Annotated in this window: 17 protein-coding genes; all 17 read left to right on the forward strand. The window is 70.9% G+C overall.

Annotation, left to right across the window (positions count from 1 at the left end; all coding sequences use genetic code 11):
* Positions 1 to 16 precede the first annotated feature (16 nt).
* Positions 17 to 2,572: a type IV secretory system conjugative DNA transfer family protein gene (locus Air01nite_RS26920; protein WP_239090994.1), complete on the forward strand. Its 2,556-nt coding sequence runs from the start codon at positions 17 to 19 to the stop codon at positions 2,570 to 2,572.
* Between the two features lie 54 nt (positions 2,573 to 2,626).
* Positions 2,627 to 3,103 carry a hypothetical protein gene (locus Air01nite_RS26925; RefSeq protein ID WP_203706106.1) on the forward strand — a complete coding sequence of 159 codons (477 nt, stop codon included), beginning with the start codon at positions 2,627 to 2,629 and terminating at the stop codon, positions 3,101 to 3,103.
* Positions 3,104 to 3,184: 81 nt separating this feature from the next.
* Positions 3,185 to 3,976, forward strand: a complete 792-nt coding sequence (locus Air01nite_RS26930) for a GP88 family protein (RefSeq protein WP_203706107.1) — start codon at positions 3,185 to 3,187, stop codon at positions 3,974 to 3,976.
* A 169-nt stretch (positions 3,977 to 4,145) separates the two neighbouring features.
* Positions 4,146 to 5,120, forward strand: a complete 975-nt coding sequence (locus Air01nite_RS26935) for a replication-relaxation family protein (RefSeq protein ID WP_275408312.1) — start codon at positions 4,146 to 4,148, stop codon at positions 5,118 to 5,120.
* Between the two features lie 548 nt (positions 5,121 to 5,668).
* A complete protein-coding gene (locus Air01nite_RS26940; protein ID WP_203706109.1) occupies positions 5,669 to 6,331 on the forward strand; it encodes a hypothetical protein in 663 nt (220 codons plus the stop codon).
* 141 nt (positions 6,332 to 6,472) lie between these two features.
* The gene (locus Air01nite_RS26945; protein ID WP_203706110.1) at positions 6,473 to 7,360 is read left to right on the forward strand and encodes a GGDEF domain-containing protein; all 888 of its coding nucleotides are present in this window, start codon (positions 6,473 to 6,475) and stop codon (positions 7,358 to 7,360) included.
* Positions 7,357 to 7,824: a recombinase family protein gene (locus Air01nite_RS26950; RefSeq protein ID WP_203706111.1), complete on the forward strand. Its 468-nt coding sequence runs from the start codon at positions 7,357 to 7,359 to the stop codon at positions 7,822 to 7,824. The genes Air01nite_RS26945 and Air01nite_RS26950 overlap by 4 nt, the downstream gene beginning before the upstream one ends.
* Positions 7,824 to 8,624: a hypothetical protein gene (locus Air01nite_RS26955; protein ID WP_203706112.1), complete on the forward strand. Its 801-nt coding sequence runs from the start codon at positions 7,824 to 7,826 to the stop codon at positions 8,622 to 8,624. The genes Air01nite_RS26950 and Air01nite_RS26955 overlap by 1 nt, the downstream gene beginning before the upstream one ends.
* Entirely contained in the window at positions 8,614 to 9,162 is a 549-nt protein-coding gene (locus Air01nite_RS26960; protein ID WP_203706113.1) for a hypothetical protein, read from the forward strand. The genes Air01nite_RS26955 and Air01nite_RS26960 overlap by 11 nt, the downstream gene beginning before the upstream one ends.
* Before the next feature lie 129 nt (positions 9,163 to 9,291).
* A complete protein-coding gene (locus Air01nite_RS26965; RefSeq protein ID WP_203706114.1) occupies positions 9,292 to 9,684 on the forward strand; it encodes a hypothetical protein in 393 nt (130 codons plus the stop codon).
* A gap of 83 nt (positions 9,685 to 9,767) precedes the next feature.
* Positions 9,768 to 10,415, forward strand: coding sequence for a hypothetical protein (locus Air01nite_RS26970; protein WP_203706115.1), 648 nt, complete (start codon positions 9,768 to 9,770; stop codon positions 10,413 to 10,415).
* Entirely contained in the window at positions 10,415 to 10,855 is a 441-nt protein-coding gene (locus tag Air01nite_RS26975) for a DUF3085 domain-containing protein (RefSeq protein ID WP_203706116.1), read from the forward strand. The genes Air01nite_RS26970 and Air01nite_RS26975 overlap by 1 nt, the downstream gene beginning before the upstream one ends.
* Before the next feature lie 11 nt (positions 10,856 to 10,866).
* Complete coding sequence (locus Air01nite_RS26980) at positions 10,867 to 11,640, forward strand: hypothetical protein (protein ID WP_203706117.1); 774 nt, start codon at positions 10,867 to 10,869, stop codon at positions 11,638 to 11,640.
* Between the two features lie 149 nt (positions 11,641 to 11,789).
* A complete protein-coding gene (locus Air01nite_RS26985) occupies positions 11,790 to 12,227 on the forward strand; it encodes a hypothetical protein (RefSeq protein ID WP_203706118.1) in 438 nt (145 codons plus the stop codon).
* Complete coding sequence (locus tag Air01nite_RS26990) at positions 12,220 to 12,753, forward strand: hypothetical protein (protein WP_203706119.1); 534 nt, start codon at positions 12,220 to 12,222, stop codon at positions 12,751 to 12,753. Before Air01nite_RS26985 ends, Air01nite_RS26990 begins: the two co-directional genes overlap by 8 nt.
* An 81-nt stretch (positions 12,754 to 12,834) precedes the next feature.
* The gene (locus Air01nite_RS26995) at positions 12,835 to 13,563 is read left to right on the forward strand and encodes a hypothetical protein (protein WP_203706120.1); all 729 of its coding nucleotides are present in this window, start codon (positions 12,835 to 12,837) and stop codon (positions 13,561 to 13,563) included.
* 139 nt (positions 13,564 to 13,702) lie between these two features.
* On the forward strand, positions 13,703 to 14,273 hold a 571-nt coding region (locus Air01nite_RS27000), incomplete at its 3' end, for a hypothetical protein (RefSeq protein ID WP_203706121.1).

The raw sequence follows: 14,273 nt of genomic DNA on the forward strand, positions 1-14,273 counted from the left end.
AGAAGGTGCCCACCCCATGACCTGGCCTGCTGCACTCCTCGTCCCGTCACCATCCACACCCGCCACCCCCGACCCGGCGCCGACACCGGAATTCGCGACGCCCGGCCCATCGCGATGGATCATGCACACCGCGACGAGCGTCGTCGACTGGTGCACCGACCGGCCCTGGCTGCTCGCCGTCGTCGCGTTGCTGCTCGCGACCGGGTACGCCGCCCGGCTGTTCCTCATCGCCCGACAGCAGAACCGCATGCGCCAGCACGCGCGGCTAGTCCTGATCAGCCCACCGCCGGAGGTCGAACCCTCCGGCACTGCCGTTCTGTGGGCCACGCTCGCAGAGATTCTGCGGCCCAGCTGGCGGCGCCGGCTGCGCGACGGCCGCCCGCATGTGGCCGTGGAATACCGGTGGTCGGGGCGGCAGCTGCAGATCGGCGTCTGGCTGCCCGGCACCGTCGCCTACGGACCGATCCTCGCGGCAATTCGCGGTGCCTGGCCCGGCGTCGCGGTCGAGATCACCGAACCCACCGCCCCGCTGCCGAGCGACGCGATCAGCGTCGGCGGCGCCCTGGCCCCCGTCCTGCCGGCGTGGTTCCCGCTGGAAACCGACCACGACGCCGACCCGTTGCGCACGCTAATCCAGGCCGCCGCCGGACTGAGCAACCACGAGACCGCCTGCGTACAAGTCCTGGCCCGGCCCGCCACCAACCGCCAGATCGGCCGGCTTCGCCGCGGCGTGCAGGCGCTGCGCACCGGCAAACCGCCCCGCACCCTGCTCGACCCGGCCGCCTGGGTCAGCGGCGTGCTCGATCTCGTACTGGAACTGCTCGGGCCGGCCCGCCACCCCTCCCGCACCACCACGAACCGCTACCAGGCGAACCTGCCCGGCGCCGACCCCCAACGTGAACGCGATGCCCGCGCGGCCGTCGACAAACTCGCCGGAGCACCACTGTGGGAAATCGCCGTGCGCTATGCCGTCGCACACACCGGCCGTGGCGGCACCCCGCAAACCCTCGCGCCGCGCCTGTCCAGCCTCGCGCACGGCCTCGCCTCGGCATACGGCGTCTACGCCGGCCGTAACCGGCTGCGCCGCCTGCGGCTCAAACACCCCAACCCGGTGCTGGCGTCACGGGTCCTGCGCCGCGGATTCCTGCTCAACAGCAGCGAACTGTCCTGCCTCGCCGCCCTGCCCACCGATGTCGCCGTCCCCGGCCTGGATCGCGCAAGGGCCAAGCCCATGCCAGCACCCATCACCGTGGCCACCGGCGGACGCGCCACCAAGGTCCTCGGCGTCTCCCAAGTCGGCGGCCACAAGGTCGCTCTCAAGGCCGCCGACGCCCGTCAGCACGTCCACGTGCTCGGATCCACCGGCTCCGGCAAGTCCACCCTCCTCCTCAACATGATCTTGGAGGATGTGCACGCCCGACGCGGGGTCATCGTCATCGACCCCAAAGGCGACCTCGTCACCGATGTGCTGGATCGGCTCCCGGCGAAGCTCGCCGACAAGCGGCTGTTCCTCCTCGATCCGGACCAGCCGGCCGGCGCGACGCTCAACCCCCTCGCCGGCACCGACCACGACCTCGTCGTCGACCACATTGTGTCGATTTTCGGGAAGATCTTCGCGAAGCACTGGGGACCGCGTATCGACGACACGCTGCGCATGGCGTGCCTGACCCTGCTGCGTAAGGCCAACGCCACGCTCACGCTGGTTCCGTCTCTGTTGCAGGACAAGCAGTTCCGCGCGGCGTTCACCGCCGACCTGGACGACCCCGAAGGCCTGCTCGGGTTCTGGCAGTGGTTCGAGAGCACCCCACCGCCGGTGCGTTCACAGGTCATCGGCCCGGTCCTGGCCAGGCTGCGCAGCTTCCTCACTCGTCCGTTCGTGGGACAGACCATCGGCGCCCCCCGTTCCACCGTCGACATGCGCCGCGTGCTCGACGGCGGCATCCTGCTGGCCCGGCTGCCCAAGGGGCAGATCGGCGAAGAGACCTCCCGGCTGATGGGGTCGTTCATCCTGGCCTCGGCATGGCAGGCGGCCACCGCTCGTACCCGCATCGCCGAGCAGGACCGCCGCGACGCGGTGGCCTACATCGACGAGTCGCACAACTTCCTGAACCTGCCCGGCAGCGTCGGCGACATGCTCGCCGAAGCCCGCGGCTACCGCTTCGGGCTCGTCCTGGCGCACCAGAACCTCACCCAGATGCCGCGGGACACGCAGCTCGCCCTGAGCGCCAACGCCCGCAACAAGGTCTATTTCAGCTGCGCACCGGAGGACGCGCACCAGCTCGCCCGGCACACCATGCCCGAGCTGTCCGAGCACGACCTCAGCCATCTGGACGCGTTCCAGGCCGCCTGCCGGCTCGTCGTCGACGGCCGCGAGACACCCGCGTTCACCCTGCTGACCCAGCCGGCCAAGCCCCTCGTCGACGAGACGACTGCGGTCCGGCAGGCCGCCCTGGCCAACGTCGCCGACCCGGCCAACGGTCCCGCCGCAATCGCCCGCCTCGCCGGTGTCAAGACACCGGACGACACCGCCACCCAACCGGACCCAACACCAGCAGACGACAGCGCCGCGTAACCCAACAGCCACGCGGCGCTGTCCCGTGCTGCCCAACACCCTACGGAGAACTCTGTGACCACACCCAACACCACCGATCAACCCGACCCGCAGCACCGCCGGCGACTCGCCGACCAGATCGCCAACCAGCTCTACACCGCGAGGCTGCTCGGCGGAGCGGTCCGCATCGTCCAACGCCATCCCGCCTACCTCAACCTGCGTCCACAGCTGCACGACATCCTCACCGCCGCACCGCAGATCGCCGCCGGCGGCGATCCCGAGCTCGTGCGGGTCGCCCGGACCCCCAGCGGCGCCCTCGCGGTCATCCGACTGCATGGGCCGGCGTGGAGCCTGATCCTGTCGTCCGGCCATCCGATGCCCAACTGGCTGCTGGCCGTCCACGACGCGTACCCGCTGCACCTGCTACCACCGCGACGAGCCCGGCCAGGCCATCTGCAGGCCCTCGACCTTCGCGCCGACGTCTTCGCCGAGGCCGAGCTGACCCGCATGTGCCAGCGCATCCACGCCGCTCTGCCGCCCGGCCCGGGCTGACACCGCCCGGCGCGGCAGCGCCGCTCGAACTGATGCTCCGACCGCGTCGCCTCCTTGCCCCTTCTCACCCAGGGGACACCCATGCCTGCAACCGTTGACACCCAACCCTTCTCGCGGCCGAAACGGCTGCTCACCCAGAACCGCGAACTCAAAGCCATCGGGGTGTGGAACTGGACGTTGCCCGCCTGGGCCGGCCGGTTGCCCGACGGCCGCACCTACAACACCTGCCCCGCCGCCGGGATCTGCCGGCAGGTCTGCTACGCGCGCAACGGCACCTACCTGTGGCCCGCCGTGCGCCGTCGACACCACGCCAACCTCGCCTTCGTGCTCGACGACCTGGCCGGCTGGGAGGTCGCCATGACCGCCGAGCTCGGCGCCCGCCGCCACCGCGGCGCGTGGATCCGCATCCACGACTCCGGGGACTTCTTCAGCGACGACTACCTGCTGGCGTGGCTGCGCATCTGCCGCACCCGGCCCGGCCAGACCTTCTACGCCTACACCAAGGAAGTCTCGCGCTTCCGGCGGCTGGTCGAACCCGAGCCGCCGGCCAACTTCCTCTGGGTCTACTCCTACGGCGGCACCGAGGACCGCCTACTCGACCCCGCGGTCGACCGGGTGGCCGACGTGTTCCCCACCGAGGAGGCGATCACCGCGGCCGGCTTCTCCTCCCAGGATGCCTCCGACCTTCTGGCGGTGATCGGCCCGCGGCTGGTCGGCATACCCGCCAACCGCATCCCACGATTCGTCCGCATCCTCAACGGGCGCCGCTTCAGCCAATGGCAGGCCGACGAGGACGTCGTCCGGCGACGGCGGGCCGCAGGCACAGCAAGGCGCTCTCGAATCGCCACGGGGGAAGCGGTTCGAGAGCGCTGAACCTCAACGTACGCCGACACGCTGCCCGGCTCAAGGCCGGGCCGATCGATCTTGTCCTGCCCGGCCCGGACCCGGTCACCGGGTCGGCCCACGACCCGGCCGGGACCCCACGTCATCAGGCCGACCCCAGGTCGACCCACGCCACCCAACACCGCAGCTAGGAGCCCACATGCCCGGCACCGGACCAACCCGACACTTCCCTACAGGGGAAGTCTCCCGACCGGGGACGCAGCCCTTCCTGCTGCTACCCACCTCCGACTCCGTCACCACCTCACCCGTCTCCACGCTCATCGACATCTCCCACCGCCTTCGCCCCCGCGACTACACCATCGCCTCCCTTCTCCATGAACACACCATGCTCACCACCGACCAACTCGCCATCATCCTGTTCACCAACTCCATCACCTGCCGACACCGCCTCGGTGTTCTTCGCTCGATCGGCTACCTCGACCGGTTCATCCGCCGCAACCAGCCCGGCACACCCAACGTCGTCTGCTGGATTCCCGGTCCCCTCTCGGCGCGCCTGACCGCCCTGTCGACCGGGGACACACCACCTACCCCGAAAGCACTCCGCGAACGGCAAGACCGCATCTACGCCAACCCCGCCCTCGACCACCTCATCGACACCAACTGGTTCGGCACCCGCCTGTTGGCCCACAGCCGCGCCGACACCAACACCGCACTGCTGCGCTGGTGGTCCGAACGCACCACCGCCAACATGTTCGGCCAGCGCATCCACCCCGACGGGCACGGCGTCTGGACCGACGGCACCCGCCAGGTGGGCTACTTCCTCGAACTAGATCGGGGCACCGAACCCATCGGCAAACTCGCCGATAAGCTCAACTCCCACCGGCGGCTGCGCGCCGAAGGCGGCCCGAGCTACCCGATCCTGTTCGCCCTGCCCAACCGCACCCGCGAGCAGAACCTGCACCGGCGGCTGGCCGAGCGCCCCGAACCGAGCCTCGTCGTCGCCACCACCTCACCCGAGTCCGGCACCGACCCTGCCGACGCGGTCTGGCGACTGGTCGGCAACGGGCGGCACCGCCTTGCCCTGGCCGACCTGCCGGCCAGCCACGGCCAGCCCGGCCCTCTCAACCCCGGACCGCCGGCAGCCGATCAGCATCCCCTGCACCACATGCACTGAGCCCGCCCCGCCTCCGACGGGACCGGTCACCCGGTCCCGTCGGCGTCTCACGCCGCAGCCTCGACCGCCATGCGGTCACCCGGCGCCTGCCACGGGCACCCAACACGGCCCCGCTCGACCCAACACGGTTCGCCAGTCATCGAGCGGTCAGCCCAACAGTGCAGCTCAACCCCCTTCCGGCCGTGATCATCGGCTGGACCGGCTGTTGGGTGCAGCCGGTACGGTGAAGTCTTCTCATAGAGAACCCCCACCAAGCACCACCCCTCGGGCCCGGCGCCCACGACCGCGGTAGCAACCGCCCACCCGCCTTCCGGCCGGTCGGCCTGCACCGCCCGTGACCCGCCAAACCCCACCGCACCGCGCACCACCACGCACCACCTCCGCGCCCTCATGGCGCACCTACGCCCGGCGCCTCTCGCGCTCCGGCGTTCCTGCACCGCCATTCATCGCGGCTGTGCTTCCTCCGCGCGCCTCACCCAACACCGGCTTCCGCAGCCGGCGATGCCGCGCATCCACACCCGTTCTCTATCCACAATGGAGGCTTTACCGTGCCCGACTTCACGGTCATGACCGTCTGCCTGCCCAAGGCAACGCCCAGCGACCAGATCGCCACCGCAGCCTCGGCGCTGCTCGCCGCTCATGACATCACCGACGCCGGCCCCGCCGGCCACTTCCTCACCGCAACCCGACTGCGTACCGCCCAGCTTCTGCAGCCCTGGAAAGGCACCGCCGCCGGCGGCCCGATCCGACTGCTGAACCTCGCGCGGATGCGCAACGACCTGTCCCAGTCGTACGGGCGCCGCTGGCAGCTGTGGCACCAGATCGTCGCCGGATCTCCGGTCGCTCGCCCCTGGTGGCACTTCTACGACCGTCACACGGCCGACCCCAAGGCCTACACCTGGAACCACGCCAGGCACGGCTTCGCCAGCCAGCCCCGAATCGCACGGATGCTCACCTACAACAGCCACCCTGGTCGGGTCACCGACCTTCCCCTGGAACACCTCGACGCCTTCGAAGCCGGCCCACAGGCCTACGCCACCTACGGCTGGCTCCAGGCCGTCCCGTGCCACAGCATGCTGACCCTCGACGGGCAGCTCCTGCGTCCCACCAGCGCTCGCTACAGCGACCAGCTGGACTACCTGCGCCAGGCCAACGAGCACATCGCCCGCCTCGCCACCACAGACCTGCTGGCCGCCATCGCCACCAAGTAAGCCACCGCACCGAAGCAGCAGCCGGTCATCCCACGGATGACCGGCTATCGGTCGTGCCCTGCATACCACTCCCACGAAAGGGGAACCGCCATGCCCGACCAACGGCACCCTCACCCGGGCCGACGGACCATCGTCGCCAGCATGCTGCTGGCCGTCACCGCCCAGCTGCTGCTGCTCATCGCCGTGGTCGTGATCTCGCGACACTTCACCACGGCAATCGCCGCCATCGCGCTCGCCGCCGTCGTCATCGGTGCCGCCGTCGGGACCTCCGCGCTCGGCTTGGCTCGCATCAGCCGGCACCTCGACCAAGAGCAGCAACGCCTGGTGTGCGCCCTCACTGACCCCGTCACCGGTCTACCGGTGCGCCGCATCGCCGAAGAGGCCATCGCCGACACCGACCCAGATATCATCCTCACCGTCGCCCTCGCCGATGTCGACCTGCTCCATGACATCAACCACGGCCCGGGCGGCCACGCCGCCGGCGACCGCTACCTCGCCGAGACCGGCCGACGGCTGCAACAAGCCGCCATCGACGGTGACATCGTCGCACGCCTCGGCGGAGACGAGTTCGTCCTCATCACGCGCCGTACCCCGCAGCAGGTCACCGGCAGCCTCGTAGCAGCGCTCGCCGCACCGACCGCCGTGGCCGGATTCGTCCGGCCGATCGAGGTCAGCGTCGGCATCAGCCAACTGCCTGGCAGCGACCCGCACCAGCTGCTGGGCTGCGCGAGCCTGGCCATGTTCACCGCTAAGGACCGAGGCACGCGCATCGAGGTCTACGACCCCGACCGCGACGGCCTGCCGCTCCCGCACGGCGTCCGCCCAACCGTCCGGCGCCGTGATCGGCGCCCGGCCACGCGCCGCTCCGGAAGCCACCCGAGCTCCGGGCGGCTTCTGTCGTTCGACGAAGCCGAGGCGGCCGGGTTCGACGGCACCGGCCGCGACGGCGATCCCCGCTTCCCGTACACGGCCGACGATCTGCCCCCACAGACCACATCAACCCTGGACAAGGACGGTGACCTGGCATGACGCTGCCCGAACGTCTCCTGCGCGTCGCGCTGTACGCCCGGGCCGACACCATGGCCCTCGCCGCCGAGCAGGCCGAACGGCTGCTGCAGATCGCCGACAGCGCGCCCAACTGGCGCGTCGTCGCCGCGTTCTACGACATCACCGCGGACGCCGCCCGGCCCGGCCGCACCGGCGTGCTGAGCGCCGCCTCGGCCAGCGGCTTCGATCTGCTGCTCGTCGGGTCGCTGGACCGGCTCACCCGTAGCACCGACGAACTGCACGACCTGATCAGCCACCTCACTGCCGCCAACGTACTGCTGTGCACTGTCGGCCAACGGTCGACCGGGCAGACCCGCGGCGACGGCGACCGGCCGGACCTGTTCGTCGTCGCCGGCGGCCGGACCGGACCCGCTGCGCCGATCCGGCGCCCGCTGGCCGGACGCCCGCTGACCGCGCTGCCCGGGCGACCGAACGGGGAGCGGTGATGGGATACCGGCTCACGCGACCGCTGTTCTTCGGCGATGACCGGCTGCCATCGGTGCGCATCGGCACGGGCATCACCGGCGGGATCGTGTCCTGCGACCTGACCTTCTCCGGCCGCGACCACACGCTGTGGCGGCTGCGGATCACCGTGCCCGGCCGGACGGTCTACGACGAGCGGGAGGCGGTCCGCCAACCGGTCCGCGACTACGGCCGGGGCCGGCAGGCCGCCGAAGTGCTGTCGAGCAGCATCTCGTTCCTGCTCGCCGACGCCGAGGCGTACCGGGCCACCATGGGTCGCCGGACGCCATGCGACGGCTGGGTGTTCACCGCGGCCGTGGCCGAGTGGGCCTACCTGAACGACACCGAACTGCAGGCCATGGCCGACCAACTGGCAGACGACACAACAGCCGGCGGCCGAGCCGACGAGATCGTCGACTACTTCCGTGTGTACCGGACCGACCCCGAAGCTGTCTTCACGGTCGACCCGCTCGACGCCGATCAGCCGCCGCTGACGATCGGCATCGCCACACTCGGCGGCGGCACCGTCGGGCAAGCCTACGCCGACAACGACTGGATCTACGCCGTGCACCTCGACGGCAGGCTCGTCACGTCCGGCACCGACCTGCACAGCGGTGGCGTCGCGCAGACCCACCGGCAGATGGCCGCCGCTTTGACCGCCGCCCTCGGCGACGGCGACGCCGCGCCGGCCGCCCTGGCCGACCAGGCCGAGCGGCTGTCGGTGTGGGCCAGCGACATCGAGGAACAGGACGCCGACGAGGAGGACCACATCGATGTGCGATGACCAAACCGTCACCGACGAGCGGTATCCGAACTGGCGAGCCCGGATCGTCCTCGACGAGGAGGCAGGTCAGCCCTGGGGCGACGCCCTCGCGCCCGCCCTGCTCGTCGAACGGCGCCGCGCCAGCTGGGCCACCGAGGTCTACCAGCCCGAGCACGCCGAGCGCATCCTGGCCGCCTGGCACCACCTCGACGGTGACGCGTTCGAGCGGTTCCTGCGCCTGGCGCACGGCACCACCGCCATCCAACACGTCACCGGCCAGGACCTGACCGTGATCATCTTCGACACGGCCGACTACCGCGCATGCACCGGGATCACCGATCGATGTGACCTCACCGGCGAGCACGACGAGTGGCGGGCCTGGCTCGACGGGGACGTCTACGGCGTCATCGTCGAACGACACACGGCCACCGACTGCTGGACCGGCGAGGACGCGCTGTTCGGCCTCTACGGCCGGCAGTACGCCCTTGACCAGGCCACCGCGATGCTCGCCGAGGTGATCGCCACGGCCACCGCGGACACCGAGGCCACTGCGGCCTGATCGGACCACCGGGCCGGCGCCCGGTTGCACCACCAGCTCCACCAGTTCCGGCCGATGCCCGGCCAAGCACCACCCACCGCGGGCACGGCCGATGCGCCGTGCCCGCTCGATTCCTTTGGAGGAGAGCGCATGGCACCCCAGACGTTCGATGAGTACCTGGCCGCCTACGGCCGCGCCGACGGCGACTACCCGGTGATCGACCTCGACGCCGCAGACATGCAGCGCCACACCGTGGTCGTCACCTTCGCCGGCGGCGCCAAGAAGGCGATCGTGCAGTTCTTCGGCCTGGCCGCGCACGCCGACGGCGAGCACCTGTGCATCGACGTGCACGCGTTCGTCGACGAGCAGGCGGCCCGCTCCAGCGTGTTCGGCATGGAGAACGGCCGCCGCTTCGCCGGCTTCGCCGAGACCGCGCCCGGCCGCTCCCACGGCTGGCCCGCCGTCCGCGGCGTCAGCGTGCTCATCGGCACCCAGGCCGACCCGCAGCCGCAGCTCGAACAGCGATCCGAGCCGCAGTCCTGACCCTTCCCCATCCGGGCGTGGGCAGGCACCGGCTGCGGCCGACCGGCCCACGCCCCCTTTTCCGCCAAGGAGGCGCATCCCTCATGACCGAACCGGTCACCCTGCACAACCTCTACTACCTGATCGACACGAGCGCGTGGCTCGACCAGCGCACCGGCGCACACCAGGTCGAGCACAGCTCACAGCTGCAGGACTTCGTCCGCTGCGACGTGTTCGACGACTACCACCCGGGCCTGGACATGGACGCCCGGATGCGGCTGTGGTGCGCCGCGCACGGCTACCCGGTCGGCGACGGTGGCGTGATCGAGCACGACGACGCCTGCCTGACCAAGCCGGTCACGATCGTGCTGGCCGCCACGACCGGCATGCCCCGGGAAGCGCTGGCGCTGGTCAGCATCGACGGCGCCAGCCCCGACGTGTACGCCGACCGCACTACCGACGACGGCTACTGGCTGGACGCCACCTCCGTCGCACTGTCCTGCTCCGGCGGGCACGCCTGGAGCTGGGATGGTGACCACTACCTGCGCACCGCCGACGGCGCCGAAGCGCACGTCAGCACCCTGTTCGGCCGCGACGCCAGCGTGATCAGCCGCTGCCGCGACTGCGAGGCATTCGACGAAAGCACCACCGACCAGATGTGTCCGTGCCCGGGCTTCGCCGTCTACTGCCCGGCCTGCGGCGAACGCTGCCAGGTCACCCTGCCCGACGTCCCTCTCTTCGAGGAGCGCTGATGATCCAGCTGCGATTCGCGCTGCGCGACGTCCTGGCCGTGGCCGAACACGCCATCGCCGCGGCCGATCACAAGCCGTCGTTCGTCAACACGCTGGACGGCACGACGCCGACCCCGGCGCTGTGGTTCGTCGGCGACGACGGTCTCTACCTGATGTCCAACGGCCTGCCGGGCCAGCCCCACCCGGACGGCGGCGACCGGCTGCACGTGGTCTACGCCGACGGCTACCGCACCGCGATGTCCAAGCACGCCATCGCCGACGAGATCGGCGGCGACGACTTCTGCGAACCGCTGTCCCTGCTCGACCCCCAGCCCAACGGTGACACCCTGCACGCCCGGCTCACCGCTGGCGTCGCCGACGGCTTGGACCTGCTCATCATCGACCTCGACACCACCTCGATGCAGCTCTACCTCGCCGACGACCAGGGGGCCACCCGATGAACCTGCCCACCATGGACCCAGTCCGCCGTGCGCTCACCGAGGCCGAGCTGACCGCCATCATCGGCCGCATCGACGCCGCCGACTCCACCGGTGATTTGCTCGCCGCCGTCATCAGCTCCGTGTACGACACGCTGCTGGCCGACATCGGCCTGACCCTCAAGACCCTGCCCGACGGCCACCAGCTCGACCCGCGCCAGTTCCAGATCCCCACCAGCCAGTGGCAGGCCATCACCGGCGCGGTCACCGACCGGGCCGCCGCCTGGGGCACCGGCCCCGAACTGGCCATGGAACTCATCAGCGTCCTGCCAAGCAGCTACGACGACCCGGCCGCCCCGGTACCGGACACGCCCCGCACCGACCGGCGCCCCGACCTGCTGCACCTGCATGTCAGCCGGGACGCGGTCGACGTCATCGCCGCTGCTGCCCGACACGTGCAGGCGCTCGCTACCCACTACGGCCCGGCATCGCCGGAGCACCTGACGGCCAGCAGCAGCTGGCTGGGCGGCCTGTCGCGGCTGCTGTCCCTGGGCTTCGGCGCCGACACCCGCGTGCACCACGACGGGCACCTCAGCCTCCTGGTCAACACCGGCAGCGGTTTCACCTTCGGGCTGATCTTCCACGGCGCCACCCGCCGCTGCACCGCCGGCGACGACTGCACCGCCACGATCGCCGATGACGGCACCGCCCACGCCCTGTGGTCCACGGCGGTCCTCGCCGATCACGTCCACGAGCCCAGCTTCCCGCTGGATGCACCACGACCCGGGTCCTGGTCCTTTCACTCCTGACTCGCATCGGCGCGCCGCGACCTGATCGGCCGCCGCCGCCCCAAGAGTTCTGACCCGTTTTCCCGGCCGTCGCCCGGCCACGCACCCAGTTTTCCGGGCATGGCCGCTGCGCCGTGCCCGGAAACCCTTATTGCACAGGGAGTTCCGTCATGACCAGCACACTGCAACCGCATCAGATGCTGCGCATCGGCCAGCCGGTCCACGTCAACCTCAACGCCAGCTGGCTGCCAGCTACCGTCGCGTTCGTGGCCACCCGCCACGTCGGCGTCACCTACCACAACGGCGTCCCGGCCCAGCTCACCGACACCGTCGTGCCCTGGGCCGTGCGCCCCGCCGACGGCGCCCAGCTGCGCGCCGCCCGCCGCATCGCCACCGGCGATCAGGTCATCTTCGGCAGCACCGTGCGCACCGTCGCCGCTCCGCCGTGGAAGGGCCGCGACGGCTGGCTCGTGCTGCATTTCACCGACGGCGGCCAGCCCGCCCTCGTCCACCCCGGCGCCGTGCTGCGCCTGGTCGACGACACCCCGCAGGTCACCGTCAACGGCCGACCGCTGACCACGAGTCAGGGGAGGCGCATCGATGCTTGACCTCATTGCTATTCCCGATGTCCTGCAGGTGCTCACCGGCGCACCGCTGGCCGTGCCGGGCCTGCCCCCGACCGACGCCGCCACGAACTCGGGCCGGCCGAGCGGCAAACGCGTGTTCACCGGCGAATGGCTCATGGACGGCTGTGACTGCCACACCTACACCGACGGTTACGCCGGGGAACTCGTCCGCGACTGGAACGGCTGGTGTGTGTTCCGCACCAGCCGGGCCGTTGCCGAGGTGATCGTCGCTCACCACCAGAACACGTTCATCGGGCTGATGGCCGAACACGCCGGCCGCGGCGAGCACCCGACCGATGCGTGGCTGGCCACCCTGAGCGAGTCGGCGCTCATCACGTGGCTCGGGCCGCTGATCGTCATCGACAGCCGCCTTCACACCGACGATCCCACGCAGGCGGAGATCACCACACCCGATGCGGAAGGCCTCTACACGATCGGCTGGGGCTGGTGCTGGGACGCCGTCGACATCGCCGACGTGCACACCGTCCACGGCGCTATCCGTCCCTGAACCTGCCCTCCAGGCGTCACCAGCCTGGCCGGCAGGTGTCCCGGACAGCGTTTCCCCGCACGACCCGGCAAGGAGTCTCACATGCCCAGCGCCCTGTTCTGCGTCCACGACCTCGACGGACGACACCGAGGACCCATCAGCCGGCTGCTCACCGATTGGGGCAGCCCCGACTATCAGATCCCGCACCTGGCCGAGTTCTACCTGTGGGCCAACGCCGAGCGCCAGCCCCTGACCGCCGGCAGCTTCCTGTCCTTCACGGCCAGCCAGCGGGGCGGCCTGCCGTTCCAGCCTGTCCCGCACGGGCACAGCATCATCCCGGCGACCGATCACACGTACCGGCTCACACTCAGCGACACCCACCGCGCCCTGCGGCTGGCCGTCACCTCCCGGCGCCAGCCACCGGTGCTGCACGGGCACGTCACCCAGGCCAACCTGTTCACCGTCGCCGCCGGTATGTGCGAACGGCTGGCCGAGCGCAACCAGCGGTACGCCGACGTCCACGAAGGGTTCGTCGTGCCCGGCGGTGAACCCCATCGCTGGCTGGCCCGCGCCGCTGGCTACCTCGACAGCCACCGTCGGCTCGGGGCCGCGGACGAGGCCACCCTGGCCGCCAGGTACCTGCCGCCGACCTTCGACACCCCGTACCCGGCCGTGCAGGTCGCCGGGGCATACGTGTTCGCCTACGTCCACCGCGACGGGCACCTGCAGGTCTCCGTCGACCTCGACGAGACGACGCCATGGCTGCTGCGCGGCGACGGCACCGTGCCCACGCGCATCTCGATCCAGGGCGAGGACGTCTTCACCGGCTGACCCGCCCGCAGCACCGCTCGATCCGGCCTCGCGCGTCCGCGCGTACCGCCGGGCCGGCGCACCTCAACCCACGGGGGTGACCGCGCCGGCGCAACCCGGCGCGGTCCCTTCCGCCCAACCAGCCGAAAGGGACCTCCACGTGAACCAGAACCGCCCCACCGCGCCAAGCGACACCACGACCGGTCCGGACACAGCGACCATCAGCCGCTACCTGCTGCCGCTGGACGGACCGACCCGTGAGGATCTGCTGGCCGCGCTGCGCTCGGCCGCCGACACCAGCCTGGCAGCGCTCACCTGCCCGCCCTGTGCGGCCGGCGTCTGCCCCGACGCGCAGCACCAGCCGCGCCTGCAGCAGATCCGCGCTTGGCGGAACCTGGCCACCGACATCGCCCGGCTGCCCGCCACCGACCGCAGCGACGAGCCGCTGATCCACTTCGACGCCGACGCCTGCCGCGCCTGGCTGCTGGCCGGCGCCGCCGACACTGCCGGCATTGACGATGGCTTCAGCACCGAGGACCTGACCATTGCGGCCGGCCTCGACGAGCTGCTGTCACTGCTGAACACCGACGCCACCCAGCACGCCTGGCGTCCGGCACCGCACGTGCAGGACGTGCTGATCTGGCGCACCGCCGACGGTGACGGCGTCGACGGCGGCGGCGTGCTGACCGTCGACCTCAACTACCTCGGCGAACGGGTCCGCCTCGCCAGCC

Origin of the sequence: Asanoa iriomotensis (genome assembly GCF_016862515.1) — a bacterium.
GTDB classification, from domain to species: domain Bacteria; phylum Actinomycetota; class Actinomycetes; order Mycobacteriales; family Micromonosporaceae; genus Asanoa; species Asanoa iriomotensis.